A 25,264-nucleotide genomic window follows, 5' to 3' on the forward strand; every position below is an offset into this window, starting at 1 on the left:
CGACCACCACAAGGGCAAAGATTTACGCCGATCCACGTGAAACTGATGGCCTTCCCACATGCGGGACACCGATCCACCAGCATCACCTGGTGGATCGGACAGACTGCCATTAGCTTTAGCCCCCAAACTGCCCGGCTAATACCATCTTCAACAAGACAAATTGGGCACCAGCGCAGCTGCTGTCGGTTCAGGTTTGCCGGCACAAGACTGTTCGGGGATAGGCTCCTCTGGTGAATAGGTAGAAGACCCACCAAAGCAGTAACCACCGATGCTTCTAGTCCGAGTAGCCCCATCGAATCTGCAATTGCACACCCCCTAGGGAACCAACTTGCCCATGGCAACGGAGGTGCATAGCCATTGGCAAGCATGACCCTGGCAACGTAGCCAGCTAGGGCTTCGCGAGGGCTAGCAGTCAGACGGACAGGTAGGGAACCCGATGGCGAATTAACTCGCAGAATCACTGGCATGTCGGTTGATCCAGAGTCCATAGCGGACGATCCACGGTAAAGATCTCCGTCTTCGGCCTCGCTGGATCATCAAGGACGTCAGCTAGCCCGGGAAGGTCCTGTCGACGAATGACGATCCCAGACTGACCGTAGCCAAGCGCAGGAATGCCATGCAACCGGGCGAACAACTGTAGATATCCCACGATGTCATCGTGTTGTCGGAAACAACCGGGTGGGGCCAAAACAGCCAGGCGATCTGGTTCTGGTAGAGCGGCATGACCATGGCCCGCCACGAAACGATCCTCCTGCAGGCATTGATCTGCCGCAATCCGACGAAGCTGTCCAAGCAGCTCGTGGGCAGGGGCCAGCGTCGCATTTTGTTGAAGCCACCCCGCCACCTGGTGCAGACGCACCAAGTGCGGGGACCAACCCCATCGAGAAGAGACCTTGGAGCCGAAGTTTTGACAGAGTGCTACTGCTAGCGGCCTCGGCCCTAAATACAGCCAATCGATCACCTCCCCGTAATATCGCTCAGCCACCGTAATGGCGGCAGTCGTCGAGGCGAGAGGTCCTATGCGCCAACGACGATGGTGGATTTCTTGATTGAGGAAGGCCAATGCAGCGATTTGAACATAGAGATCCGCGGGCCCACCCGACACATCTACGGCTAGACGGCGTTCCACAGGGAAGCGTTCCGGCAGCCATGTTGTCGCGGTCTCGGCTAGGGCTTCGGCCATACGCGTCTTTACCAGCAGCCGCTCCTCCAACATCGGTCGATCGACGCTCCTTCCAGCCCACCATGTGGAATTCAGCCAATGAGCGTGCAAGAAACAACGATCAAACCCATGTAGATCCCAAATCGCCGGTCTAATCCCGAAGTCGACGATACAAGCGGGACAATGCCAGTCCAACCTATAGCGAAGGCTAATGAGCCGACCTGGATTGTTATCGCGCCGGAAAGCAAGCCAACCAGTCAATGCAGATTGGTAGCCTTCGACACCTATAGCTCCCAGCAATTGTCCTACCTGCATCGTCACTGCGGCAGCGTCAGTCGCTGCATAGATCGCCTTCAGCGCGCTAACTACGCTTCCAATCACCGGCAGCGCGTTCACCGCATGCAATCGCAACACGTACCCTGCAAAACTCTCACCTTGGCGCCATGCCGGGCGTATTGGGAGTCGACACAGTTTCATGCCGCCTCCTTCTGAAGGCTGCGAGCCATGCCAATTTCTGGCCCAAATGGCTCGCCGAGGCGATCCAACTTTCGGAATTCAAACTCGGCAGCAAAAGGATTGAGACGTGCGGGCGCCGTCGACCAGATCCGATCACGAAAGGGGCCAACAAGATCGGCCAACGTAATCATCAGCCGCCCTGGCTCCTGGTGGGACACCAGCAAGCCCAGCATCAGCTCATGTAGATAACCCACTCGCCCCGAAGTCGCGTACCACAGTCGCTCGGCCCATTCATCCCACTCGCAGGCCACCAAATCAAGTTCGACGTTGACGGCATCGGCAAATCCGATAAACAGGCGGAAGCAGGCTTCCCAGCTGTCGATCCCTTCACCGGGTGGCGGACCCACTTGCAACACCTCGGTGAAACGGCGTCGCAGTTGATCGTTGACCCGCAGTAGCTCAGCTAACCGGGGCAGGCCAAACAGCACGACGGGGATTCCCAAGGAATCCGCGAGCGCCTTTACCCAATCGCCGGCAAGGAATTTAGACTGGTGCTTCCCACGGTCGTATAGGTGTTGTGCTTCGTCCAGTAGCAGTGTCTGGACCTTACATCCACGAGCCAAAATCTTGATGCGGTGAGCTTTGGCAGTCGTCGTGCCATTGAAGGGGAAGGGGTCACCAAGCCCTTCTAGGATGGCCGATGCGATCGCACCGATGGTGCCTGACGGTGGCACCGACGCGTAGGCTATCGGTCGGATATCACACTCCGGCATGCGCTGCGGGGGGTGTGCCCGGATTAGCGCTGCGGCGAGGGTACTTTTCCCTACGCCGGTCTCCCCGATGATTACTAAGTTCTGTACCAAACCAACCGCCAGGTAGGCCTCCAACGCCGACTCAATCCGCTGGATTGCGGTTTGTAGGGATGGAAAGGACAAAGGTGATCCGGCGACCCCACGAAAGGCGCGAAGTCGATCAATATGATCCGGCATACTCATGGTAGTGCCTCCTTTAGCCGGGGGGAGGCTGTTGGTATCGGCCGACCGCTTGGTTTGGGGACGCGAGCAACAGATGCTGCCTGTAGCGCCTTTTCTGGTAGCAGCTCGCGCTTTGGGTTCGTACTAGTCTTGCCATGGATCGCGGCTGCCCTACGGCGGTCCCGCTGCTTTCGGCTTGCCATCAGCGTTGCCACGCAGTCCGCCAACTGCATCTTGGCCTCGTGCAAAGCGTCCTCATCAACCGCAGCGCGGCCATCCTCCAGAGCCAACCTACGGATGAGTTTATGCTGCTGCAGCGTCAGCCCTTTGGCGTAGCTAACATCCAGGGCCGCGACCTCAACCGGGTCTGATGCATCCGGCGCCCAGACTTGAATGGAGCCAAGATCGGCTGCATCAAAAACCACCCGGACCTCCACACCTTCTCCGTAGCGGTTGAGGACAGGCTGAAGGGCAGGTCCGTTGTAACGTAGTCCATGGAGCTCAATCCCTGGTTTGCGCAATGACCGCTCAACAGTCTTTCCGATGCGGCGCTGTAGAAGCTGACGGTCCGGTGGCAATGTGAGGACACGGCGAGATAGACCCTCCTGCCATTTAGCCCAGGGTGTGGTGCCCAATCCCCGGTGGAAGCTCTGGGCGTAGACATCGAGTATCCACTTCTCCAGGACATGAACGAGTTCGGCCAGGGTCAATGCCGCGTGCTTCTGTGGGTCATAGTCTTTGCGATCTGCCATTCGCGCAAAGCTGGTACCTGGCAGGTGATGTGCAAAACAGTAATTCAGCGTTCCGAGATAACGCTCAACCGACCCCTTGAACCAAGGCGTACGTTTTGGACAGAAAAACAGCCCAAGCCCGAGATCCAAAGCGACGGCATCTAGATCGTTTCCATGGAACTCCAGCCCGTTATCGAGCACCAGACAGTCCATCACCCCGTAGCAGGGCCAGGTATGTTCGACCAACAATCCTGGAATTACGGGCGCTGCGGGCTCTTTGGGCAAAATCGCGTGCCGAAGACCAGAAAGCACCGCATCTGCCGAGGTGCCACTGAAGTTGAGGTGATAGCCGAGAGGCATCCGACTATAGGTATCCAGGTAAACAGTCAGAATCGGACGGCCAAGTGGCAACAGGGTTTTATCGTCGATCACGAACAGATCAAGCGGCGTATGGTCGGCTTCAACGCGTTCCAGGATGTTGGCAGTAGCAGCCCTTGCCATAACGATGCCTAGCTTTCTGCTAGCCATGTTTTGCCCGTCCTTCAGGCAGATGCGGTCATACATCTCCACCTTGGACAAAAAGCGATAGCAGGTCCGTCGACTGGGCAACCGAATCTGGTCGAACTGTGTACGCAGGTGATTGGCGTGCTTGATCTTCGCGCACCAGCGCGTATAGACATCGCCACCATCCGCCCCAGGACTCAGAAGAAAAGCCTCTTCGACGGCCTCCTTAAACCACACCAAAACGTCTTCGGACTGCCTGAAACCTCTGCGCCCCCTGCGGTCGAATCGAGGAATCAAGCTACGAGGATCGCCCGATGCGGTCAGGCGGCGCCACCAGCGATAGATGCTGGTCGGGCAGGGCGGTGATGTATCGCCGATTTCCACCGCTGCTTCGGCGATCTGCAGCTTTAGATAGGACGGCATGAAACACGGCGTACCGTGCTGACCCAAATACTGCAGGTAGTGCAACCTGCGTCGGACCTCGTGCTGTACATATGGCTTCAGGTCCGACAGCGGCCGACCAAAGAGCTTCGTATCGATCTTGTGCCCGTCTATCTGCAACTCACAACGACGCAATTCGCCAGCAGAAAAGGCCGACAACAGCTGCTTCGACTCTACAAGCTGGAGCGCGCCGTCGACTTCGCGGAGTAACAAGGCTTGCCCATGTTCATTCAGCTGCTGGATACGAAATTTGCCGCCGTTCCATTCAAAAGCCATGTCGCGACGCAATGCGAAACCAATCATCGTCTTTCTCCTCGGTACGCGACAGCAGGGTGTCCAATTGGAATGGCTGCGACAGGTCGAAGCGGAGCAGCCCATAGGCCAGCGCGCCCGACACATCAGCGTCAATGTGAATCAAACGCTCTTGCAGTTCAGCATGCGTAACAGGCTGTTCCCCCATCACTTGGCACAAGGCGTTACGGTAGAAGGCTTCGGTAGGCACATGCTGAGGCAGGCCGTGCCAGACCGCCTTTAGCGAATTGAGCCTTGGCTGTAACCGCAAGATGCGATCGTCCAGTACCGCAAACGACGTACCCATCTGGTCGAAATAGCGTGTGACTGCTTCTAGTTTGGCTGCGACTTCGGGCCGGTCCAGGCTACGTTGTGGCTTGATCTCCACCATCACCGACCGAGCGTCGACCAGAGTCACTTCGAAATCCGGCGTATACCGCCGCTGCCGGCCATCGTCTAGATAACGGATGGTGATGGGTTGCTCTCTGTAGGAGGCAATCAGCGGCGAGATCTCGAACAGGTAAATCGCGTCCAATTCGAGCAAGCCTTCGTAATGCACCATGCGGCGACACTTGCGACTGGGAAACTTGCCTCGGACGATACCGCCGGTATATCTCACGACCTCACGAGCACGGTTCGCAGCACCGCCATCAGGTGCAGAACCGCGCCACAACCCCTGCCAGAAATGAATCTTCGGCATATAGCTCTCCCTGCCCACGCTTCGCCGGGCAAAGCGAAATACGCAGGCATCGTTAAGTCACGGAAATTGCAGGGAAAGGAAGGGCTTGCCGTTCGGCAGGGGAAGGAGCGATACTGAAAGCGCGACCAGTCAGTGGCTCCGGCTACTGCGCGAACGGGGCAGGCCTTCCAGGTTTGTCCCGTTTGTTTTTCTACATATTGTTCTCCTCGGTGATCAGGCTGCCTCCTTGTATGGCTGGGCCAGCGGCCGTTTTGCGTCAATCTTGAGTATCAAATTGATGGCACCGACCTGCTCACGGGTCAGCGCACCCATCTTGCGAATCAGAGCATGGGCAACCTGGTACTCATCGATACTCGCCTCTACCGGGATCTCAAGGCTCCGCCGCGACAAGTTCGCCACCTCCACGAATGCCCCGAATTCGTCCTGATCCAAAGCCATTGCATTGGCCATACGTGCGAGCTGCTGCTCGGAAGGTGGTTCCTTACGCCCAGTCTCCAGTGCGCAAAGATAAGAGGTGCCTATGCCCAGCAGGTCGGCCAAGTCCTTTTGGCGCAGACCTCGACTGCGACGGAGCTGAAACAGGTGATCGGAGAAGGGAGACATAGTGTTGAACCTGCAACGTGATCGATAGCGTGAAATCTGGCCGAGTAGTTCGCTTGGGCTCGATAGAATTCTTTACCTGAACAAGTAACAGATGCAAGTCAACGTAAACCACTCTGTGTAGGTATGAGCTGTATGTCGAAGAAAAGAGTGTTTGAAGGGAATGAAGCAAGCCCCGCATAAATGCAGGGCTTCCAAAATATAAGAAGAATCAGATATGGCTTTTCCAATGATCAATACTGATAAGTTGCACGTGCAACTTGATCAAATTGATCAATAGGAAAAATATCTTTATTGACGTTAACTGTTGTGAAATAGCAACAGAATTAGACTCATCACTGTAAAATTCTGTCACTATCTATTTGAGTAGAAAAAATACACCATTGCAGGTGAACAGTTGCCAACTGTCTTGCGCCATCTTAGTGGTAGTCAAATGCTGCCGGATTTATATAGCTATAAATAATACGCAGCAAAAACGCAACGCTGATTAACAGCAAAAAACCAGCAGCCAGACTAAAAGCTGTGGATATATACCCAACAATTACTAGAGCCGGTATTTGTAATAGATTTACATTAACCTGTGGCTTAGTGATCGCTGCAAGAATAGCAAGGAACAACGCAGGGCCCGCGAATGCAATTGCCCCACGTATGGCACCGTAACGAACTATCAGAACGGGGTCGCGGGGATGCGAGGAATATGCGTTCATTATGAAAAATACCAAGTCGATTATTTTGCTCAATTTAGCTCCTAAAGTCCAATGATCCAAAACTCAATTTAAACACCAGATGACTTTTCCGTTTTTTAGAAAGAAATGACTACGACATCCAGTTGTTCGATGTACTGAAGGATGTAAGGATACCGTCTTGTTACTCCGCACTTCCACAGTCCATCGCGGATGCCCTGATTTGGCCAAAGAGAGCTGAATCAATGCGCCGCATCCACACGGGCAAACCATCGCCGCTAGCCAATAGCACGCGGCTTCACCCTCTAAATACACGATGTAGTTTTCAGGTACCTCTGGTAATTCAGCGCAAGTACGAACAATGTACTTGGGTGTGATCCCAAAAAATAGCTGAAGCCAACGTATAAGACGAAACATCTAGCTCTCCGCTTCGGCGGTTAAGCCAAAGATACCAAGTAGGGGACTCACATCTCCCAAACCAGTCCACTTAGAAAAGATGGCACATGACTCTCCTTCAGCACTATCGCCACTAGCGGGTGGATCACTGAGAACAACACGCCGGCATGCGTAATCGCGATTAGGATCAACTCGAAAAGGATGTAGTCTAGCAAGCAATTCATTTACTGCGAGAGCAGCAGCAAACATGTTAATTGATATGACTGCAGGTTGATCGACCCGTGCATTTCTGACATACCCTTCCTTAAGTCGTTCTGCATACAGCGAGGGACTATCTCGCTTAAGGAATGCAGCTTCTAAGTCTGCCTGAGTATATACACGTCGGCTTAATAAACTGGAAGCAGCGGGCTGAATGTAATGTACTGCAGCACAAACTTGATCAATCCCTCCGCTACCATCCGCGTCAATGCGCACCCCAACATCAATAAAAGGGATGAGGTAATAACTAGCTAGTTTGTTTAACACATGCCGGCCGTCGATAGAGTCCATACAGCCGATTACTATATCGCAAGTTGATAGTTTCCGAATTGCGTCCAACTTCGCTAAATCGGATTGGATTGCAATGACCCGAGTACCCAAATCCATTGCGACAACAGCACGCCGCATAACTTCAACTTTGCTTTGACTCTGTAGTGCGTCTTCCTTAGTACTATTAAGGATACGATTCAGATTTTTGTCCTCAACGTGATCAGGATCTACTAGAACTAGCTCTCCTACACAGTTTCGAGCAAGTTGTTCAATTACGACGCTACCAGTACCAGAGCAGCCTACAACACCGACGCGTAACGATCGAAGAAGATTATAAGTCTTTTCTCCAAAGGTTTGAGCAATCCTATATGCATAGGTCGGCGTTACTTCAGGCTTGGCATTAGGGCGCCAAATCTGAATATCATCGCCCGCAATGCGGATTTCATCCAGCGGAGCACCTAATCTCTCTGGCCAGATTGTTCTACCAAACATTTCACCATTTGGAAGCATAACTACACTAGCTTGTGGCTCTTCTGAGTCAAGCCAGCCAAACACCGAAGAGAAAAATTCGGTGTCCGACAAATCATCAGTGTGAGAAAACGACTCGTACCCCCCGGGGTGACTATGTATCTTTACTATACTAAGCCTTCGATTCATCGCCTCCGTAAGCGCAAACACTACTGACTCTGGAGACCATGTTACTCGGTGCGGCTCCCTGATCCGACATGCATCATAAGGAACAGGAATGATCGACTGAACCAGGAAAGTGGTGCCTCGATCGCTAGTTGCTTTGCCGCAAAGTGCAATAACAACCGCCTCTTTCCCATCACCAGGGAACAAGTGCTTCATTGCTTGTGCGTGATGCAGTCCAGCCATGGCCAGTGAAAATCGTTTGGTCATTTGCTGAGTTCCGCTGCCAGCCAGTCAGTTACCAGCGCCATATGGGTTTCCAAGCAGTCAATTCCCATACGCCAAGCACTGCTAGCAGTACGATGGCGCGACCAGCGTTGCCACTCTTTACCATCAAATGGGTCGGGTGACAGCGCGCCAATTACCTGGCCATCCGCGCGTATCAGCGGAGGGTAAAAATAGGCCATGTCGATTTGAGTGTCCGGATAGCCCGCAGGCAGTTGCACGTTGACGCTCACGAACCTGTTGTTGTATCCGACAGGTATAGGCCAGTTATGGATCACAACCCGCCGCAACCCGCTCTCGATCGCGGTATCCCAAGGAAGACCGAGAGCGTCTAGATAAAGCTCATCTTCTTCTAGAAGACTGAATTCTCGACGAGGCAGGGGACCTTCGCCTTCAGTAACTTCGTTCGGAATCGTCATAAATCGCTCGATACCGGGCTTCAGAAAGCTCACGATCTCACTAAGCTCGATCTTCCTTACGCTTGACCCTTCCTTCATTTGAAGGATGTATTGCTCAGCGGGGATTTTGCCCGCGAGCTCCAGAATCTGACGCCCCGTCATTTCTGGTCGGTCAACGACGTATTGTTGCTTATCCACCTTGATCTGGTACTTCTTTCCAGGTGGAACCGGCTTCTTGGCTTTTGCGTGGGTTTCCAGATCTACAACTTCGTCATCGGTATACATATCTATGTTTCCTTTAGGATAAATTGTTCCCTCGCTTGCCGAATGCTTCGACTGCGATGGACGGAAAACCGTGGGGGAAACTTGACAGGAAGTACCAGCAACGACAGACTCTTAGGCGACCAAACCCGAAGTCAGCGCTTTGCTGGTTTCACTCGAGGCAAGCTTCCAAGCTTGCCTCGTTTCATTTCTGCATTTGCATTTCCTTCCCCTTTCTTCTCAATCAGGCAGTGCGCCAGTTAGACAGATCACCGTTTGTCCTTCGGCGGAATTGGATCGTTACCGTACGAGTCCCTGGCCCTGATGCGCCCGTTCTCTCCATGAATCAGTAGTTCACCTTGACCATGCTTTGCCATCTGACGACCGGCATCGATTGCCTGCTGCTGAGTATCGAAGATCTGCGTCGCACGCAGCCCGCCTTCCCGCAAGGTGCCCCACTGACTACCTCGCCGTACAACATGAACATTGTTGCGGATTGCCATTACCTACCTCCTATCAGACTTGACGATTTGAAGTTTACAAAGCACAATTCAATCAGTCAATATGTAAACCAACTAGTCGGGAGTAAACCATGATTGGAAACCGACTGAAACGTGCCCGGGAGTCTAAAGGACTCTCCCTGCGAGAACTCGAAGCTCGCATCCAAGGGCACGTTTCTGCGCAAGCGATCGGTAAGTACGAACGCGATGAGATGATGCCAGGCTCAACCGCGTTGCTGGCTATGGCCGAGGCCTTGGACGTCACCCCGGAGTACTTGCTCAGTAGTCAGGAAATTGAGCTGACCGGCGTTGACTTCCGTAAAGGTCCGCAAGCTGGTCCGAAAGAAGAGCGTGCCGTTGAGTCCGCAGTGTTGGACCAAGTCGAGCGTTACCTCGAACTGGAAGAGCTGATGCCAGATACCGGTGACGTATGGCAACTAGTCGATGACGCCGCCTTTTTCATTGAGAGTATTGAGGATGCCGAGCGAGCTGCTGATTCATTAAGAAAACACTGGGAGCTCGGTATCGATCCTATCCAGTCTATGGCTGAGCTCCTTGAGGAAAAGGGCATCAAAGTCATCTCGCTGGGGTTACCAGAGAAAGTTTCTGGATCGAAAGCCCACGTAAGTCGGCCAGCTAGGGATGATGTGCCTGTCATCGTGGTGAACCAGGGCCATAACGGCGAGCGGCAACGTTTCACGCTTGCCCATGAGCTAGCTCATCTTGTACTCCGCTTCGCAGGACTTAGTGATATTGATCAGGAAAAGGCCGCAGATCGATTTGCCGGTGCTTTTTTGATGGCGAAGGAGATGATGATTCGTTTGCTTGGCCAGCATAGAACCTCTATCTCACTTGGCGAACTAGTAGAGCTGAAGAAAGTCTTCAAGGTCAGCATCGCTTGTCTGGTAGTGCGTTGTTCACAACTTGGCGTAATCACCAAAGCTACCTATGGCCGCCTATTTGGGCAGATAAAAGCACTGGGCTGGAATAGCCAAGGCTCGGATGAACCATTTAAGTTAGCACCAGAGGTGCCACAAAGAATGGAGAGGATGTGCTTTAGGGCGGTAGCAGAAGGAGCAATCTCGGAATCCAGAGCTGCCGAACTTTTGAGAATCAGTGTTCGTGAGCTTGACGCTCGACTGATGGGGATCGGAGTGTAAATCTTGATCCTTCTTGTCTCCGACACTTCTGTTTTGATCGATTTAGAACGAGCGGGCCTCCTGGCCACTGCATTTTCTTGCGAAATAACGATGGTAGTGCCTGACTTACTCTATGGGCGGGAGTTGGCAAATTTCAACGGGCCATACCTGCGCTCTTTGGGTATGGGTGTCGTTGAACTGACACCCGAAGAAGTATCAGTAGCACAGCAAGTAAAGTCAGAGCGACCGGCTCTTTCCTTAGCAGACTGCTTTGCACTGGTTTGCTCGCTTCGACCGAACCATTGCCTGATGTCGGGTGATAAAGCACTACGTACTGAAGCAGCCTCAAAAGGCGCGACTGTGTTCGGATTACTATGGCTTATGGATCGCATGGAAGAGCGAGGCGTACCCACACAGACACTAGCCAATGGACTAGAGAGCATACTCAGTCATCGGGGCGCGCGACTTCCTCGCGATGAAGTTGAGGCAAGAATGACGCGCTGGCGACAATGAGCCTAGGATAAAAAAAGCCTTACCGTTGGTAAGGCTTTTTGCACTAAATCTGTCAACAGCGCTTCATTAACTTGGCACTCTTAGCAGTATCTCTGTCACCCGACAAACCTACACAAATCAAACATCAATATTCCGCGCAATCAAAGCATTCTGCTCAATGAACGCCCGACGTGGCTCCACGTTATCCCCCATCAGCGTGGTGAAGATGTCATCCGCCGCCATGGCGTCTTCGATCTGTACCTTCATCAGACGGCGGACCGTTGGGTCCATGGTGGTTTCCCAGAGCTGTTCCGGGTTCATCTCGCCCAGCCCCTTGTAACGCTGGATGGTCATGTTGCGGCGGACTTCGTTCAGCAGCCATTCCAGGGCGTCGCCGAACTCGGTGACCTTCTTGCTGTTCTCACCGCGCAGGACGACGGCGTCGGGGCCCAGGAGGCCGGCCAGGACGTCGGCCGTGCGGCGTAGCTGCAGGTAGTCGCCGCTCTGCAGGAAGTCGTGATCCAGGTACTGCATGGAGATGTTGCCGTGCACGACCTTTTTCAGACGCAGGATGTAGGCGTCGTTCTTGTCGTCGTGGACGGGTTCCAGCACGTAGGCGGGATCGGCGATCGTGGCCATCAGCATGTTGGCCGAGGCTTGGGCTGCGGCTTCGGAGCTGACGTCGATGGGGCCGGACTTCAGGAGGGCGTACAGGACGACCGGGTCGATCAGGCGCTTTTCGCGCTCGATGACGGCCTGGGCCAGCAGGTATTGGCGGGCGATGGCATCCAGGGCCGGGCCTTCCAGTGCCTCGGCGCCTTCACGCGGGACGATCTGGGCGCCGCTCAGGGCGAGCTTGAGCAGGTACTGGTTCAGTTCCTGGTCGTCCTTCTGGTATTGCTCGTTCTTGCCGTGCTTGACCTTGTACAGCGGCGGCTGGGCGATGTAGATGTAGCCGCGCTCGACCAGCTCGGGCAGCTGACGGTACAGGAAGGTGAGCAGCAGGGTACGGATGTGGGCGCCGTCCACGTCGGCGTCAGTCATCAGGATGATGCGGTGGTAGCGCAGCTTGGCGATGTCGAAATCGTCCGCGCCGATGCCGCAGCCTAGGGCGGTGATCAGGGTGGCGATCTGCTCGCTGGAGATCAGCTTGTCGAAGCGGGCGCGTTCGACGTTCAGCACCTTGCCGCGCAGCGGCAGGATGGCCTGGAACTTACGGTCGCGGCCTTGCTTGGCGGAGCCGCCGGCGGAATCACCCTCGACGATGTAGATTTCTGAGAGGGCGGGGTCTTTTTCCTGGCAGTCGGCCAGTTTGCCGGGCAGGCCCAGGCCGTCCATGACGCCCTTGCGGCGGGTCAGTTCACGGGCACGGCGGGCAGCATCACGGGCGCGCGCGGCTTCGACGATCTTGCCGACGATGATCTTGGCGTCGATGGGGTTTTCTTGCAGGAAGTCATTCAGTGCGTCGCTGACGACTTCGTTCACCACCGGGCCGATTTCGCTGGAGACCAGCTTGTCCTTGGTCTGGCTGCTGAACTTGGGGTCGGGCAGCTTGACGCTCAGCACGCAGGTGAGGCCTTCACGCATATCGTCGCCAGCGGTTTCGATCTTGGCTTTCTTGGCCAGCTCGCTTTTCTCGATATAGGTGTTGAGGGTACGGGTCATCACCTGGCGCAGTGCGGTCATGTGGCTGCCGCCGTCGCGCTGGGGGATGTTGTTGGTGAAGCACTGGACGGATTCCTGGTAGGAATCGTTCCATTGCATGGAGACTTCCACGCTCATGCCGTCCTTTTCACCCTCGCCGTAGAAGATCTTGGGGTGGATGACGGTCTTGTTGCGGTTCATGTATTCGACGAAGCCCTTTACACCGCCGGCGTAGGAGAAGTTCTCTTCCTTGCCGTTGCGACGGTCGGTCAGCACGATGGCGACGCCGTTGTTCAGGAAGCTCAGTTCGCGGATGCGCTTGGCGAGGATTTCGTAGTGGAACTCGACCAGGCCGAAGGTCTCGACCGAGGCCAGGAAGTGGACTTCGGTACCGCGGTGCTCGGTGTTGCCGGTGACTTTCAGCGGTTCGACGCGGTCACCACGGCGGAATTCCATGCTGTGGACCTTGCCATCGCGACGGATGGTGAGGCGCAGCCAATCGGACAGGGCGTTGACGACGGAGACACCCACGCCGTGCAGACCACCGGAGACCTTGTAGCTGTTCTGGTCGAACTTGCCGCCGGCGTGCAGCTCGGTCATGACGATTTCGGCGGCGGAGCGCTTGAATTCGTCGTCTTCCTTGATGGCGGTGGGGATGCCACGGCCGTTGTCCTCGATCGAGATCGAGTTGTCGGGGTGGATGATGACCTTGATCTCGTTGCAATGGCCGGCGAGGGCTTCGTCGATGGCGTTGTCGAGTACTTCGAACACCATGTGGTGCAGACCCGTGCCGTCCTGCGTATCGCCGATGTACATGCCGGGGCGCTTACGGACGGCCTCCAGGCCTTTCAACATCTTGATACTGTCTGCGCCGTATTCCTGATCGCTCATCACTATCCACCTGACTGCTATCGGGCTTTGCCTGCAGAACCTTGCTCAAAAAATGAGCAAATCTACGGACATGCCCTGTCCTGATAAAAATGCCAAAGCCGGCCACACTGGCCGGCTTGCTTGAACCAATCGCGCTTAGATGCGCATTGGCATCACAACGTATTTGAAGTTGGGTTCTTCGGGCACGGTCACCAGCGTGGAGCTGGTGGCGTGGTCACCAAAGGCGAACACCAGGGCTTCGTGGTCCAGATTGGTCAATACATCGAGCAGGTAACCAATGTTGAAGCCGACGTCGAGCGGATCACCCTGGTAGGCGATTTCCAGTTCTTCGGTCGCTTCTTCCTGCTCGCTGTTGTTACAAATGATCTTGAGCACGCCGTCGCTCAGTACCAGCCGTACGCCACGGAACTTCTCGTTCGAGAGGATGGCAGCGCGTTGCAGCGAGGCCAACAGTTGCAGGCGATTGAGCGGTACCAGTTTGTCGTTACCGGTCGGCACAACGCGATTGTAATCCGGGAACTTGCCGTCGACGACCTTTGAATGGATGACGATGTGGCCAAAGCTGAATTTGACCTGGTTCTGTGCGATCTCGATGGTGACTTCGTCGTCGATATCGGCCAGCAGCTTGTAGAGCTCGACGATGGTCTTGCGCGGCAGGATGACTTCGTTGCGCTCGACTTCGTTTTCCAGCTCGCTGGCGACAAAGGCCAGGCGGTGGCCATCGGTGGCGACCAGCTTGAATTCCTTGCCTTCGGTCAGGATAAACAGGCCGTTGAGGTAGTAACGGATGTCCTGATGTGCCATGGCGTACTGCACGCGGCTGATCAGCTGCTTGAGCTGGCTCTGCGGCAGCTTGATCACGCTCTTCACGTTGGTGTCGATGGCGAGCTTGGGGAAGTCCGGTGCGGGCAGGGTCTGCAGGTTGAAGCGGCTCTTGCCGGCTTTGACCGTGAGACGGCTGTCGTCCTGATCCAGGGTGACGGTGGCGCCATCAGGGATGGCACGCAGGATGTCCTGGAACTTCTTGGCCGAGACGGTGAGCTGGAAGTCGCCGCCTTCAGTGCTGGGGTGTTCGGTGGTGATCTGGATTTCCAGGTCGGTCGCCAGGAAGCTGAGCTGACCGTTCTGCTTGGAGATCAGCACGTTCGAGAGGATGGGCAAGGTGTGGCGACGTTCGACAATGCCGGTGACGGTAGCCAGTGGCTTGAGGAGGGAATCGCGTTCTGCTTGTATCAGCAACATAAGTAAGTAGTTCCTGAAGATAGATAAATAAGTGCTGCCAGTTTCTGTGGAAAACCCGATTTCCGTTTTCGCTTCAGTGCCTTACAGCCAAATCTCGCTGTGGATAGCTTTGTATTCGCCCTGTGCACGGTTTGTGTCCGCTTTTTGGGCTAGGTTCAGATACAGAGCTTATCCACATTTTCTGCCGCGTTATTCGCAAGTTCTCAATTGCGAAGAATCTGCGCCAGAACGTTGTAATCATGATTCATCGTGCTATCGCTTTGCTTGAGCGCGGCGATGGTCTTGCAGGCATGCAGCACGGTGGTGTGATCGCGGCCGCCAAAGGCTTCGCCGATGGCCGGGAGGCTCATCTGGGTCAGGTCCTTGGCCAGTGCCATGGCGATCTGCCGGGGCCGTGCGATATCGCGGGTGCGCTTTTTCGAGTGCATGTCCGCGACCTTGATCTTGTAGAAGTCGGCGACTGTCTTCTGGATGTTCTCGACCGAGATGAGCTTGTTGCCGGAGGCGAGGATGTCCTTGAGGGCTTCCTTGGCGACTTCGAGCGTGATCTGCTCACCGGTGAAGCGTGAGTAGGCCAGGACGCGCTTGAGGGCGCCTTCCAGCTCGCGCACGTTGGAGCGGATGTGCTTGGCGATGAAGAAGGACACGCTGGAATCGAGCTTGAAGCCTTCGGACTCGGCCTTCTTGTGCAGGATCGCGACGCGCATTTCGAGCTCGGGCGGTTCGATGGCGACGGTGAGGCCCCAGCCGAAGCGGGAGATCAGCCGGTCTTCGATGCCTTCAATCTCCTTGGGGTAGCGATCGGAGGTGATGATGACTTGGCGATGGCCTTCGATCAGCGCATTGAAGGCGTAGAAGAATTCTTCCTGCGTGCGGTTCTTGCCGGAGAAGAACTGGATATCGTCGATCAGCAGCAGGTCGAGCGAGTGGTAGTAGCGCTTGAACTCGTCGAAGGCCTTGTGCTGGTAGGCACGGACGACGTCGGCCACATAGCGCTCGGCGTGGATGTAGCGGATCTTGGCGTCCGGACGGTGCTGGTGCACCAGGTTGCCGATGGCCTGGATCAAGTGCGTCTTGCCGAGGCCGACGCCGCCGTAGACGAACAGCGGGTTGTAGGCGGAGCCGGGGTTCTCGCCGATCTGGATGGCGGCGGCGCGTGCGAGCTGGTTGGCCTTACCGGTCACCAGGGTCTCGAACGTGAAATTGGGGTTGAGACGGGTGGTCTCGTTGGCCATGGCCAGTTGGCGTGGCTGGTTCGGGCGGTTGGCGCCGATCACGGCCGGGGCCTGTGGAACAGGTGCGGTCTTGCCGTTGCCATTGCTGGCGGCGGGGGACGCGGGGCGGGGCTTGGTCTCGCCGACCTTGAGCTCGATGCTGCAACCGGCTTCGCCAAAGAATTCGTGGGCGTACTTCTCGATACGGACGAGGAAACGATCCCGCACGAATTGCAGGGAGAACTGGTTAGGGGCGTACAGCGACACCGCCTCGTTCTCTACCGTGCAAGCCAGTGGCTTGATCCAGGTGTTGAATTGTTGCGCGGACAATTCTTCGGCGAACCGCTCCAGGCAGTTCGGCCAAAATTGGTCGACGGGTGATGTCATATTATTGTGAATCTTGGACGCGGCCGAACTGTTATGCAAACGGCATACCGATGCGTTTTCCCTTGTGGGGGCGCAGCCGGCGATCTGCTGCTGGGTGCCAGAACAGGTGCAACAGCAGGGTTAATCGGCCGCTTATTCTAGTCACTTTCAACAGGCTTATCCACAGGCTGTGGAAAATAAGGCCATTGACACATAACGGTTTTTTCAGTCTAATCGCACGTTTCTTCACACCGACCGAACAAGTCTCAGGGGCCATTGCCATGAAACGTACTTACCAACCTTCCGTTATCCGTCGCAAGCGCACCCACGGCTTCCTCGTCCGTAGCCGTACCCGTGGTGGTCGCGCCGTTCTGGCCGCACGCCGCGCCAAGGGTCGTCATAGCCTGTCGGTCTGAGCGTAACGTTTGACGCAGCGCTTTACCAGGCAGCAACGCCTATTGAAAACGGATGAATTTTCATCCGTTTTTAGTTTGCGCCGTATCCAGGCCAATGGGTTCTTCCAGGTCTGGGTCAAACCCAACACATTGGGCCGTGCGCGGCTGGGTGTGGTGGTTTCAAAAAAGGTTGAGCGCCGTGCTGTGGGCCGCAATTTCATCAAGCGTACTGTGCGAGATCTGTTCCGCCACGAGGCGGACGGGTACGGCAGTATGGATTTGATCGTGCGTGCCAAGCGCTCCTTCCATCGTAGTGAGGCGGCCGAAGCCAGGGCTGCCTTGTTGCGCCTGCTTGGCAGGGTCATGCCATGTCGCGACTCCTGATCTTTCTGGTCCAGGTTTACCGCTACACGCTAAGCCCTGTGCTGGGCGCCAATTGCCGCTATACCCCCAGTTGCTCGCAGTACGCCATCGAGGCCTTGCGCCGGCATGGCACGTGCCGCGGCGGATGGCTTACAATCCGGCGGCTTTGCCGCTGCCATCCCTGGGGCGGCCAGGGGCACGACCCCGTGCCCTGATCCCCTGACGAGACCCTCCGCGTATGGATACCAAACGCCTTATCGTTTTTGTCGTGCTGTCCTTTGCCATCTTGTTTGGCTGGCAGCACTGGTTTGCGCCCAAGCCGACCCCGGTTGTGGCGACGACCGCCGCTGGCCAACCGGCTGCGGCTGGTGTTGCTGCTGATGGCACCGCGACCACCCAACCTGCTGTTGCCGATAACGGCTTGCAGAATGGCAGCCGTATCAAGGTCAGCACCGACTTCATGAATGCCGAGATCGACACCATGGGTGGCGACCTGCGCAGGCTGACGTTGAAGCTGCACGGCGAGCATGACGAGCCGAAGGCGCCGTTCGTGCTGTTCCAGGACGGCCCGGGTGCTGAACATACCTATGTGGCACAGACCGGTCTGTTGAAGAACGGCATGCCCAACCTGCCGACCCACCGTACCTTGTTCACCAGCACGGTGAACGACGTGAAGCTGGCCGATGGCCAGGACAGCGTGGCGGTGCGTCTGGAAGCTGCGCCGGTCAACGGCGTGAAGGTGGCGAAGATCTATACCTTCAAGCGCAGCAGCTACCTGATCGACGTGAAGTACGAGATCACCAATGGTACGACTGCCCCGCTGAGCCTGGAGGCGTACTACCGCCTGCTGCGCGACAACAAGGACCCGAAGGGTAGCGGCGGCCATCTGGGCGCTTCCACCTTTACCGGCCCGGCTGTGTATACCAGCACGATCGGCAAGTTCCAGAAGGTGGCGTTCAAGGACATCGACAAGGGTAAGGCGGACTACGCCAAGACCGGTAACGATGGCTGGGTTGCGATGCTGCAGCACTACTTTGCGACCGCCTGGCTGCTCTCGCCCAACGGTGGCGCCAATGTCTGTGCCACGACCGCCTGCCGCTTTGAAGTGAAGGCTGTGGGTGATGGCCTGGTGTATTCGGCCGGTGCGATCGTGCAGGTCCCGGCCATTGCGCCGGGTGCGACGACGGTGCTGGACGTGCCGCTGTTCGCCGGCCCGCAAGAGACCCGTGCCCTGCAGGCCGCGGCTGACCGCCTCGACCTGGTGAAGGATTACGGTATCTTCAAGGTGATCGCCGAGCCGATGTTCTGGGTGCTGGCGAAGATCCACCTGCTGGTGGGCAACTGGGGCTGGGCCATTGTGGTCTTTACCCTGCTGATCAAGCTGGCGCTGTATCCGCTGTCGGTGGCGCAGTTCCGCTCGATGGCGAAGATGAAGAAGCTGGCACCGCGCATGCAGAAGATGAAGGAACAGTACGGCGACGACCGTATGAAGTTCCAGCAGGCGGTGATGGAGATGTACAAGACCGAGAAGGCCAACCCGCTGTCGGGCTGTCTGCCGGTGCTGGTGCAGATGCCGATCTTCATCGGCCTGTACTGGATGTTGCTGGCCGCGGTAGAGCTACGCCAGGCACCTTGGACGCTGTGGATCACCGACTTGTCGGTGGCTGACCCGTACTTCGTGCTGCCGGTGTTGATGGCAGTGACGATGTGGGTGCAGACGCTGTTCAGCCCGCCGTCGGCCGACCCGATGCAGGACAAGATGATGAAGATCATGCCGCTGGTGTTCTCGGTGATGTTCTTCTTCTTCCCCGCTGGTCTGGTTCTGTACTACGTGGTGAACAACAGCTTCTCGATCGCGCAGCAGTGGTTTATCAACCGGATGATTGCCCGGGAAGATAAAGCCAAGGCGGGCTAATCAGCCGTTAGGGGCTAATCAACCGATAGCTCAGCACCCGGCAAAGCCGGGTGTTTGAAGCCATCCGATGCTGAAACATGCCCCGCTTTATCGAGTCCACTCCCCCCGCCCTCGCCGCCGCGAGGGAGCCTCGCCAGGGGGGCTCGTTAGCGACTCGATCCAGCCATGATGAATCACTCGACTTTGCCGCCTCAGGGCGGCAAAGTTGTTTCTGGACCCCGTGAAAGTATCCAAGCCATGAGCCAAGTAGCCCGTCGTGACCGTATAGCTGCCATTGCCACTGCGCCCGGCCGGGGTGGGGTGGGGATGGTGCGGGTGTCCGGGCCGGATCTGAGGGACATGGCGGAGACGCTGGCCGGCAAGGCATTGAAGCCGCGGCATGCGCACTATGCGGATTTTCGTGATGCGGGCGGGGAGTTGATCGACCAGGGGCTGGCGCTGTTCTTCCCCGGGCCGAATTCCTTTACCGGCGAGGATGTGCTGGAGCTGCAGGGCCACGGTGGGCCGGTGGTGATGCAGATGCTGCTACGCCGTTGCCTGGAACTGGGCGCGCGGCTGGCGGAGCCGGGGGAGTTTACCCGGCGGGCGTTCCTGAACGACAAGCTGGACCTGGCCCAGGCCGAGAGCGTGGCAGATCTGATCGATGCCGGATCGGAAGCGGCGGCGCGTGGGGCCTTGCGGTCTTTGGCGGGGGCGTTCTCGAAGGAGATCCACACGCTGGTGGAGCAGTTGATCAACCTGCGCATGCTGGTGGAGGCGACGCTGGATTTCCCGGAGGAGGATATCGACTTCCTGGAGGCCGCCGATGCGCGCGGCAAGCTCAAATCCATCCACAGCCAGCTCGCGACCGTACTGCGTACCGCCAAGCAGGGCAGCCTGCTGCGCGAGGGCATGCATGTGGTGTTGATCGGCCAGCCGAATGTGGGTAAGTCCAGCCTGATGAATGCGCTGGCGGGCGAAGATGTGGCGATCGTGACCGATATTGCCGGCACGACCCGCGATACGGTGCGCGAGCTGATCCAGCTTGATGGGGTGCCGATGCATATCATCGATACCGCCGGCCTGCGCGAGACCGAGGATACGGTGGAGCGTATCGGCATTGCCCGTACCTGGGCGGCGGTGGAGAAGGCCGACCTGGCTTTGTTGCTGATCGACAGCCGCGAGGGGATTACCGAGCATGACCTGGCCATCCTGGCGCGGGTGCCGGAAAAGTTGCCGCGGGTGCATGTGTATAACAAGGTGGACCTGACCGGCGAGGTGGTGGGGCATGGTGAGGACGATGGCCACCCGGTGCTGCGTTTGTCGGCCAAGGCGGGGCTGGGTCTCGATGCCTTGAAGAGCACCTTGCTGGAGATGGTGGGTTGGGGGGGATCGGACGCCGGGGTGTTTTTGGCGCGGGAGCGGCATCTGGATGCGATCCGCCGGGCGAGTGAGCACCTCGATACCGCTGCGGTGGTGTGGCAGCAGGTGGAGTTGTTTGCCGAGGAGTTGCGCTTGGCGCAGAACGATCTTTCCAGCATTACCGGCGAGTTCAGCGCGGATGATTTGCTGGGTGAGATTTTCAGCCGGTTTTGTATTGGGAAGTAGCCCTGAACTTAGGGAGTTTCGGCGCAATATGAGGGAGAGTCAGCAGTGTTCACGCCACAGCAATACGAACTGATAGAGCACCTCATACAGTTGGATACCGTTCATTCCGTCGCGTGTCCGTTCAAGGATGAAAAATTGTGGCGCATGTTGGTCGAGGAACAACAAGGGCGTACCGTAGCAACGGGCTTGCCACCTCAGACAGCATTTACGCTTTGTGGGCCGGATCATGGACTAGGTTTTAACCCCGAGGAGTGGGGAGGTGTGGTCCATTTTTCCTATGAGGGAATTTGCTGCTGTGACCTGACCATGGCGCCTGACTGGTTCCGCTTTAATACGGCTCAAGCGATATCAGGTGGTGCATTGCGCTATGGCTTAGGTGGCATAGGTCGGTGCCACTTCCTTATTTCCCATCGCGACCATGGTGAAATGCCGTGTGCAACACGGAAGCAAGTTGGCAACTGGTTCGTATACGAATCTACAGCCGAGTATCTGCGTGCTTACCCATTGCTATCTATTCGGGATTGGCCGGATCTGAAGGAACGTGCTGGCACGAAAAGCTAATGGCTTGAGTCTCAATCCAGGGATTTGTTGAGAAGCCATGTAAGGATAGGCCCCTTGGGCCGGGTTGGTGGGTTGTCGCTTTGCTCCGTAACCCACCCTACGTTGGGTGTCGCTGCGCGACCGGCCGTGTCGCCATTTCTTGGAAGTAACCGGCCGATCGGGGCTTGCTTCCAGACTTCGTTTTCCCTGGAACTGTTGTAGCGGGGGCATGCTGCCTTGCAGCATCTTCCCAAGCCGGGCTATCCGTGCTTGAATAGGGTTATCGTTCAAACGCTTGTTTGAAACCTTTCTGATACCACTACATCCGGTGGTATCGGTCTCGGGACCGGCCAGACGCCGTCTTCCCTGCACCTCGCCGCCATCCGCGGCGGTAAGCGGAATCGTTCGACGATTCACAGCCTGACGCTCAGTTGGGCTGCAGCATGCCAATTCGCAAACTACATTGAGACGGGTGCAGCTTCTGCAACCCGCGCTGTGTGATCCCTGCCGTGTGCGGGGTCGGTTTGTCCGTCCGCTGTCTGGCGGGCTTCGTTGCCAAATCCAAGGCTTTGCGGGCCTTCGATTTGGAAATGAAAACAGGCGAGGTGTTTTGAATGAAGATAGCCATCCCCCGGGAAGGCGGCCGCGAGACACGCGTGGCGGCTACCCCAGAGACGGTCAAGAAGTATGTGGGCATGGGTCACACGGTTACCGTGCAAAGCGGTGCCGGCGTGGCGTCTGCCATCCCCGATACGGCGTTTACCGAGGCCGGTGCCCGCGTTGCGGCCGACTATGCGGCGACGGTGGCGGAGGCGGACGTGGTGTTCAAGGTCCGGGCGCCGCTGGCCGACGAGATTGCACCGCTGAAATCCGGCGCGGCCGTGGTGGCGCTGGTCGATCCTTATCGCAACAGCCTGCTGGCCGATTACGCGGCGAAGCAGCTGGATGTCTACGCCATGGAGCTGGTACCGCGCACGACGCGGGCGCAGGCCATGGATGTGCTGTCTTCCCAGGCCAATATCGCCGGCTATAAGTCGGTGCTGCTGGCGACGGAGTTCTATCCGCGTTTCTTCCCCATGATGATGACGGCCGCCGGGACGGTGAAGCCGGCGCGGGTGCTGATCCTGGGCGCGGGTGTGGCCGGCCTGCAGGCCATTGCGACGGCCAAGCGGCTGGGGGCGGTGGTGGAGGCCTTCGACGTGCGGCCGGTGGCCAAGGAGCAGGTCGAATCCCTGGGCGGCAAGTTCGTGGAGGTGCCGCTGAACGACGAGGAAAAGAAGCAGGCCGAGACGGCCGGCGGCTACGCGCGCGAGATGTCCGAGGACTACAAGCAGCGCCAGGCGGCGCTGGTGGACAAGCATGCCCGCAATGCCGATATCGTGATCACCACGGCTTTGATCCCTGGCCGGCCAGCGCCGGTGCTGATCAAGCCCGAGACGGTGGCGGGCATGAAGCCCGGCAGCGTACTGGTGGACCTGGCGGTGGAAAACGGCGGCAACTGCCCGTTATCGAAGCTCGACGAGGTGGTGACGACCGACAACGGTGTGAAGCTGGTGGGCTACGGCAATCTGGCCGGCCTGGTGGCAGCCGATGCGTCGGCGCTCTATGCGCGCAACCTGCTCAATTTTGCCGGCCTGATCCTGGACAAGGAAAAAGGCTATGTGGTGAACCGGGAGGACGACATTGTCGCGGCCAGCCTGGTGACGCACGGCGGGCAGGTGTTGTTCGGCCAGGCCAACTGATGTGAGCGCTGTGCGGTGCCGGCGTGCGCGTCGGGCCCCGGGCAGCAGCGATGACAGATAGGGGAGCAAGTTCATGAGTAGTGCAGAAACTGTCGCGCAAGTCGCGACGCAGGCCGCCAGTTCGGCGGCGAGCATGCCGGTGGAGCAACTGGTACAGACGCCGTTCGTGGCGACATTCACCATCTTTATCCTGGCGATCTTTATCGGCTACCACGTGGTGTGGAGCGTGACGCCGGCCTTGCATACGCCCTTGATGGCGGTGACGAATGCGCTGTCGTCCATCATTGTGGTGGGTGCGGTGTTGCAGACGGTGGATATCGGCGGGCAGCACATCACGCTGACTTCGGTGCTCGGCGCGGTGGCGGTGTTTCTTGCCAGTGTGAATATCTTCGGCGGCTTCGCGGTGACATCGCGGATGCTCGAGATGTTCAAGAAAAAGAAGAAGTGAGGCGCGCAAGATGAACCTTATTGCTCAATACGCAGACTGGATCTACCTGGTTGCCGCCATACTTTTCATCCTGACCCTGAAGGGGCTGTCCAGCCCGACCGGGGCGATTGCCGGTAACCGCTATGGCATGGTGGGCATGGCACTGGCGGTGCTGGTGACGCTGGTGATCGCACCGAGCCCCAACTTTGCGCTGATCGGCCTGGCCATGATCGCTGGGGCGGTGATCGGTACTTATCGGGCCAAGACGGTGCCGATGACGCAGATGCCGGAAACGGTGGCGATGATGCATTCGCTGGTGGGCCTCGCGGCCGTGCTGATTGCGCTGGCGGCGGTGCAGAACACCGACCAACACCACAACGCGGTGCAGCGCGTGGAGTTGTTCATCGGCTGCTTTATCGGTGGGATCACCTTTACCGCGTCGGTCGTGGCCTGGGGCAAGCTCAGCGCGAAGCTGGCAGCCAAGCCGCTCAAGGGTGGCTGGGTGAAGCCGGTGCAGATCCTGCTGGCACTGGGGATGCTGGGCTTTGGCGCGCACTACTTCGTGACCGAAAACCTGTGCTCGTTCTGGATCATGACCGGCTTCTCGGTCGTGCTGGGTTACTTCCTGATCGCGCCGATCGGTGGCGGGGACATGCCGGTGGTGGTGTCCATGCTCAACAGTTATTCCGGCTGGGCGGCGGCGGGTATCGGCTTTACCCTGAACAACTCGGTGCTGATCATCGCGGGCTCGTTGGTGGGTTCGTCCGGCGCCATCCTCAGCTACATCATGTGCAAGGCCATGAACCGTTCGTTGCTGAACGTGATCTTTGGTGGCGGCATGGGCGGCGAGGAGGCGGCGGCCGGTGGTGGCGAGGCGGTTCAGCGGCCTTACAAGTCGGGCAGTGCGGACGACGCGGCTTTCATGATGGGCAATGCGGATGCGGTAGTGATCGTGCCGGGCTATGGCTTGGCGGTATCCCGCGCCCAGCATGCGCTGCAGGAGTTTGCCAAGGCGCTGACCGAGAAGGGCGTGAACGTGCGCTATGCCATCCACCCGGTGGCTGGCCGCATGCCGGGCCATATGAACGTGCTGCTGGCCGAGGCCGAGGTGCCTTACGAGCAGGTGCTGGAGATGGAGGAGATCAATTCTGACTTCGGCAATACTGATGTGGTGTTGGTGATTGGCGCCAACGACGTGGTGAACCCGGCGGCACAGCGGGACAAGGCCAGCCCCATCTACGGCATGCCTATACTGGAGGCGCACAAGGCCCGTACGGTGATTGTGGTGAAGCGCTCCATGAGTGCGGGCTACGCCGGGTTGGACAATGATTTGTTCTACATGGATAAGACCATGATGGTGTTTGGCGATGCCAAGAAGGTGGTGGAGGACATGATCAAAGCGGTCGCACACTGACCGCCCTTTCGAGAGACCGTCTAAGGACGTTTGAGACCGCCCCTAAAAGGAGGCGGTCTTTTTTTGCCCATGATTGGTCTGCGGTGCTTGTCCGTGTTGCGAGTAGGGAATGGGGGCAGTTAAGATTTGCCTGCCGCCCAACCTGGGCGGTGCGTCTTCAGGGCGGGGTGAAATTCCCCACCGGCGGTAGGGTGCAAAGGATCGCGCCAAGCCCGCGAGCGCCTGCATGCGAATGCAGGGTCAGCAGATCTGGTTCAAAGCCAGAGCCGACGGTCATAGTCCGGATGAGAGAAGACGAGGTGGTACGCATTGCCTTCCCAGGAGGGCCGTGCGCGCATCTTATTGGGTGGTCG

22 protein-coding genes, 1 pseudogene and 1 riboswitch are annotated in these 25,264 nt (G+C 57.3%); of the genes and pseudogenes, 10 read left to right on the top strand and 13 right to left on the bottom strand.

The features are described from left to right. Positions 1 to 89: 89 nt before the first annotated feature. The 10 genes and pseudogenes from ACYVHK_RS17965 to ACYVHK_RS18010 form a co-directional block, all read right to left on the bottom strand. Positions 90 to 488 (bottom strand): annotated as a pseudogene (locus ACYVHK_RS17965) (TniQ family protein); the annotation flags it as partial. Continuing rightward, entirely contained in the window at positions 458 to 1,639 is a 1,182-nt protein-coding gene (locus ACYVHK_RS17970) for a hypothetical protein (RefSeq protein WP_460534898.1), read from the bottom strand. The gene ACYVHK_RS17970 and the pseudogene ACYVHK_RS17965, both read right to left, overlap by 31 nt. Beyond that, positions 1,636 to 2,613, bottom strand: coding sequence for a P-loop NTPase family protein (locus ACYVHK_RS17975; protein WP_460534900.1), 978 nt, complete (start codon positions 2,611 to 2,613; stop codon positions 1,636 to 1,638). The genes ACYVHK_RS17970 and ACYVHK_RS17975 overlap by 4 nt, the downstream gene beginning before the upstream one ends. Further along, positions 2,610 to 4,571 carry a Mu transposase C-terminal domain-containing protein gene (locus ACYVHK_RS17980; RefSeq protein ID WP_460534902.1) on the bottom strand — a complete coding sequence of 654 codons (1,962 nt, stop codon included), beginning with the start codon at positions 4,569 to 4,571 and terminating at the stop codon, positions 2,610 to 2,612. The genes ACYVHK_RS17975 and ACYVHK_RS17980 overlap by 4 nt, the downstream gene beginning before the upstream one ends. Beyond that, on the bottom strand, positions 4,534 to 5,259 hold the full coding sequence (locus tag ACYVHK_RS17985; RefSeq protein ID WP_460534904.1) for a TnsA endonuclease N-terminal domain-containing protein: 726 nt from the start codon (positions 5,257 to 5,259) through the stop codon (positions 4,534 to 4,536). The genes ACYVHK_RS17980 and ACYVHK_RS17985 overlap by 38 nt, the downstream gene beginning before the upstream one ends. A gap of 213 nt (positions 5,260 to 5,472) precedes the next feature. Then, positions 5,473 to 5,862 (bottom strand): helix-turn-helix domain-containing protein, encoded by a 390-nt coding sequence (locus ACYVHK_RS17990; RefSeq protein WP_460534906.1) that lies wholly within the window; start codon positions 5,860 to 5,862, stop codon positions 5,473 to 5,475. A gap of 767 nt (positions 5,863 to 6,629) precedes the next feature. Next, positions 6,630 to 6,959, bottom strand: coding sequence for a DUF6527 family protein (locus tag ACYVHK_RS17995; protein ID WP_460534909.1), 330 nt, complete (start codon positions 6,957 to 6,959; stop codon positions 6,630 to 6,632). Next, entirely contained in the window at positions 6,960 to 8,366 is a 1,407-nt protein-coding gene (locus tag ACYVHK_RS18000) for a ThiF family adenylyltransferase (protein ID WP_460534911.1), read from the bottom strand. After that, entirely contained in the window at positions 8,363 to 9,064 is a 702-nt protein-coding gene (locus ACYVHK_RS18005; protein WP_460534913.1) for a multiubiquitin domain-containing protein, read from the bottom strand. The genes ACYVHK_RS18000 and ACYVHK_RS18005 overlap by 4 nt, the downstream gene beginning before the upstream one ends. Before the next feature lie 245 nt (positions 9,065 to 9,309). Continuing rightward, the gene (locus ACYVHK_RS18010) at positions 9,310 to 9,543 is read right to left on the bottom strand and encodes a DUF2188 domain-containing protein (protein WP_460534915.1); all 234 of its coding nucleotides are present in this window, start codon (positions 9,541 to 9,543) and stop codon (positions 9,310 to 9,312) included. An 89-nt stretch (positions 9,544 to 9,632) separates the two neighbouring features. On the opposite strand from ACYVHK_RS18010, the gene ACYVHK_RS18015 reads away from it, so the two are divergent. Beyond that, positions 9,633 to 10,700, top strand: a complete 1,068-nt coding sequence (locus ACYVHK_RS18015; RefSeq protein ID WP_460534917.1) for an ImmA/IrrE family metallo-endopeptidase — start codon at positions 9,633 to 9,635, stop codon at positions 10,698 to 10,700. 609 nt (positions 10,701 to 11,309) lie between these two features. On the opposite strand, the gene gyrB is transcribed toward ACYVHK_RS18015, so the two are convergent. The 3 genes from gyrB to dnaA all read right to left on the bottom strand — a co-directional run bounded on the left by gyrB (position 11,310) and on the right by dnaA (position 16,549). Then, positions 11,310 to 13,706 carry a DNA gyrase subunit B gene (gene gyrB / locus ACYVHK_RS18020; protein ID WP_460534919.1) on the bottom strand — a complete coding sequence of 799 codons (2,397 nt, stop codon included), beginning with the start codon at positions 13,704 to 13,706 and terminating at the stop codon, positions 11,310 to 11,312. A 135-nt stretch (positions 13,707 to 13,841) separates the two neighbouring features. Further along, positions 13,842 to 14,948, bottom strand: coding sequence for a DNA polymerase III subunit beta (gene dnaN, locus ACYVHK_RS18025; RefSeq protein ID WP_460534921.1), 1,107 nt, complete (start codon positions 14,946 to 14,948; stop codon positions 13,842 to 13,844). Between the two features lie 203 nt (positions 14,949 to 15,151). Continuing rightward, a complete protein-coding gene (gene dnaA / locus ACYVHK_RS18030; protein ID WP_460534923.1) occupies positions 15,152 to 16,549 on the bottom strand; it encodes a chromosomal replication initiator protein DnaA in 1,398 nt (465 codons plus the stop codon). A 260-nt stretch (positions 16,550 to 16,809) separates the two neighbouring features. Between dnaA and rpmH the strand changes: the two genes are divergently transcribed. The 9 genes from rpmH (at position 16,810) to ACYVHK_RS18075 (ending at position 24,911) form a co-directional block, all read left to right on the top strand. After that, positions 16,810 to 16,944, top strand: a complete 135-nt coding sequence (gene rpmH / locus ACYVHK_RS18035; RefSeq protein WP_072426848.1) for a 50S ribosomal protein L34 — start codon at positions 16,810 to 16,812, stop codon at positions 16,942 to 16,944. 9 nt (positions 16,945 to 16,953) lie between these two features. Beyond that, a complete protein-coding gene (gene rnpA / locus ACYVHK_RS18040) occupies positions 16,954 to 17,307 on the top strand; it encodes a ribonuclease P protein component (RefSeq protein WP_460534926.1) in 354 nt (117 codons plus the stop codon). Continuing rightward, the gene (yidD, locus tag ACYVHK_RS18045) at positions 17,292 to 17,501 is read left to right on the top strand and encodes a membrane protein insertion efficiency factor YidD (protein WP_460534928.1); all 210 of its coding nucleotides are present in this window, start codon (positions 17,292 to 17,294) and stop codon (positions 17,499 to 17,501) included. The genes rnpA and yidD overlap by 16 nt, the downstream gene beginning before the upstream one ends. Positions 17,502 to 17,524: 23 nt before the next feature. Next, entirely contained in the window at positions 17,525 to 19,201 is a 1,677-nt protein-coding gene (gene yidC / locus ACYVHK_RS18050) for a membrane protein insertase YidC (RefSeq protein ID WP_460534930.1), read from the top strand. 237 nt (positions 19,202 to 19,438) lie between these two features. Beyond that, complete coding sequence (mnmE, locus tag ACYVHK_RS18055) at positions 19,439 to 20,788, top strand: tRNA modification GTPase (RefSeq protein ID WP_460534932.1); 1,350 nt, start codon at positions 19,439 to 19,441, stop codon at positions 20,786 to 20,788. A gap of 45 nt (positions 20,789 to 20,833) precedes the next feature. Continuing rightward, the gene (locus ACYVHK_RS18060) at positions 20,834 to 21,349 is read left to right on the top strand and encodes a hypothetical protein (protein WP_460534934.1); all 516 of its coding nucleotides are present in this window, start codon (positions 20,834 to 20,836) and stop codon (positions 21,347 to 21,349) included. Between the two features lie 593 nt (positions 21,350 to 21,942). After that, on the top strand, positions 21,943 to 23,070 hold the full coding sequence (locus ACYVHK_RS18065; protein ID WP_460534936.1) for an NAD(P) transhydrogenase subunit alpha: 1,128 nt from the start codon (positions 21,943 to 21,945) through the stop codon (positions 23,068 to 23,070). Positions 23,071 to 23,143: 73 nt separating this feature from the next. Further along, positions 23,144 to 23,518, top strand: coding sequence for a proton-translocating transhydrogenase family protein (locus ACYVHK_RS18070; RefSeq protein WP_460534938.1), 375 nt, complete (start codon positions 23,144 to 23,146; stop codon positions 23,516 to 23,518). 10 nt (positions 23,519 to 23,528) lie between these two features. Then, positions 23,529 to 24,911: an NAD(P)(+) transhydrogenase (Re/Si-specific) subunit beta gene (locus ACYVHK_RS18075; protein WP_460534940.1), complete on the top strand. Its 1,383-nt coding sequence runs from the start codon at positions 23,529 to 23,531 to the stop codon at positions 24,909 to 24,911. A gap of 149 nt (positions 24,912 to 25,060) precedes the next feature. Next, positions 25,061 to 25,211: riboswitch (FMN riboswitch) on the top strand. The last annotated feature ends 53 nt before the right edge of the window (positions 25,212 to 25,264 follow it).

Source organism: Chitinimonas naiadis (genome assembly GCF_054780835.1).

Excerpts from the sequence above, each read along its gene's own strand:
- ACYVHK_RS17970 (WP_460534898.1), bottom strand. The coding sequence starts at position 1,639 with ATGAAACTGTGTCGACTCCCAATACGCCCGGCATGGCGCCAAGGTGAG.
- ACYVHK_RS17975 (WP_460534900.1), bottom strand. The coding sequence starts at position 2,613 with ATGAGTATGCCGGATCATATTGATCGACTTCGCGCCTTTCGTGGGGTC.
- ACYVHK_RS17980 (WP_460534902.1), bottom strand. The coding sequence starts at position 4,571 with ATGATTGGTTTCGCATTGCGTCGCGACATGGCTTTTGAATGGAACGGC.
- ACYVHK_RS17985 (WP_460534904.1), bottom strand. The coding sequence starts at position 5,259 with ATGCCGAAGATTCATTTCTGGCAGGGGTTGTGGCGCGGTTCTGCACCT.
- ACYVHK_RS17990 (WP_460534906.1), bottom strand. The coding sequence starts at position 5,862 with ATGTCTCCCTTCTCCGATCACCTGTTTCAGCTCCGTCGCAGTCGAGGT.
- ACYVHK_RS17995 (WP_460534909.1), bottom strand. The coding sequence starts at position 6,959 with ATGTTTCGTCTTATACGTTGGCTTCAGCTATTTTTTGGGATCACACCC.
- ACYVHK_RS18000 (WP_460534911.1), bottom strand. The coding sequence starts at position 8,366 with ATGACCAAACGATTTTCACTGGCCATGGCTGGACTGCATCACGCACAA.
- ACYVHK_RS18005 (WP_460534913.1), bottom strand. The coding sequence starts at position 9,064 with ATGTATACCGATGACGAAGTTGTAGATCTGGAAACCCACGCAAAAGCC.
- ACYVHK_RS18010 (WP_460534915.1), bottom strand. The coding sequence starts at position 9,543 with ATGGCAATCCGCAACAATGTTCATGTTGTACGGCGAGGTAGTCAGTGG.
- ACYVHK_RS18015 (WP_460534917.1), top strand. The coding sequence starts at position 9,633 with ATGATTGGAAACCGACTGAAACGTGCCCGGGAGTCTAAAGGACTCTCC.
- gyrB (WP_460534919.1), bottom strand. The coding sequence starts at position 13,706 with ATGAGCGATCAGGAATACGGCGCAGACAGTATCAAGATGTTGAAAGGC.
- dnaN (WP_460534921.1), bottom strand. The coding sequence starts at position 14,948 with ATGTTGCTGATACAAGCAGAACGCGATTCCCTCCTCAAGCCACTGGCT.
- dnaA (WP_460534923.1), bottom strand. The coding sequence starts at position 16,549 with ATGACATCACCCGTCGACCAATTTTGGCCGAACTGCCTGGAGCGGTTC.
- rpmH (WP_072426848.1), top strand. The coding sequence starts at position 16,810 with ATGAAACGTACTTACCAACCTTCCGTTATCCGTCGCAAGCGCACCCAC.
- yidD (WP_460534928.1), top strand. The coding sequence starts at position 17,292 with ATGTCGCGACTCCTGATCTTTCTGGTCCAGGTTTACCGCTACACGCTA.
- yidC (WP_460534930.1), top strand. The coding sequence starts at position 17,525 with ATGGATACCAAACGCCTTATCGTTTTTGTCGTGCTGTCCTTTGCCATC.
- mnmE (WP_460534932.1), top strand. The coding sequence starts at position 19,439 with ATGAGCCAAGTAGCCCGTCGTGACCGTATAGCTGCCATTGCCACTGCG.
- ACYVHK_RS18065 (WP_460534936.1), top strand. The coding sequence starts at position 21,943 with ATGAAGATAGCCATCCCCCGGGAAGGCGGCCGCGAGACACGCGTGGCG.
- ACYVHK_RS18070 (WP_460534938.1), top strand. The coding sequence starts at position 23,144 with ATGAGTAGTGCAGAAACTGTCGCGCAAGTCGCGACGCAGGCCGCCAGT.
- ACYVHK_RS18075 (WP_460534940.1), top strand. The coding sequence starts at position 23,529 with ATGAACCTTATTGCTCAATACGCAGACTGGATCTACCTGGTTGCCGCC.